Here is a 613-nt window from a genome sequence, read left to right on the forward strand (position 1 = left end):
ATTCTCGGCGACAACATCTATTTCGGCGAAGGCCTGTCGCAGCTCTGTCGCACCGCGGCGGTATGTGAAAGCGGCGCCTCGGTATTCGCCTACCATGTCGACGATCCGGAGCGTTACGGCGTGGTCTCGTTCGACAAGGCCACCGGCAGGGCTTTGACGATCGAGGAGAAGCCTCAGAAGCCGAAGTCGAACTGGGCCGTCACTGGTCTCTATTTCTACGACAACGACGTCGTCGATATCGCCTCGACGATCCGTCCCTCGGCGCGCGGCGAGCTCGAGATCACAGCGGTCAACAACGTCTATCTCGAACGCGGGCAATTGCAGGTGCATCAGCTTGGCCGCGGCTATGCCTGGCTCGACACCGGCACGCATGACAGCCTGCATGAAGCGGCCTCCTTCGTGCGCACGATCGAGCATCGCCAGGGCATCAAGGTCGCCTGCCCGGAGGAGATCGCGTTAGAGCAGGGCTGGCTCGGCGCCGAAAAGGTTCTGGAACGCGCGGCGCGCCTGGGCAAGAATGAGTATGCTGCCTATCTGCGCAAGCGCGTTGCCGATCTGACGGAGGAACGAGGTGCTTGAGGTCAGGCCGCTCGGCCTCGACGGCGTGCTGGAG

The 613-nt window shown here is 62.8% G+C and carries 1 protein-coding gene; it reads left to right on the top strand.

Features of this window, described 5'->3' with window-relative positions:
- Positions 1–579 (top strand): sugar phosphate nucleotidyltransferase (locus tag EOA29_RS39215; protein WP_245468829.1); only part of this gene is annotated, 579 nt, incomplete at its 5' end.
- Between the last annotated feature and the right edge of the window lie 34 nt (positions 580–613).

This window comes from Mesorhizobium sp. M1E.F.Ca.ET.063.01.1.1 (assembly GCF_003998155.1).
Taxonomy (GTDB): Bacteria; Pseudomonadota; Alphaproteobacteria; order Rhizobiales; family Rhizobiaceae; genus Mesorhizobium.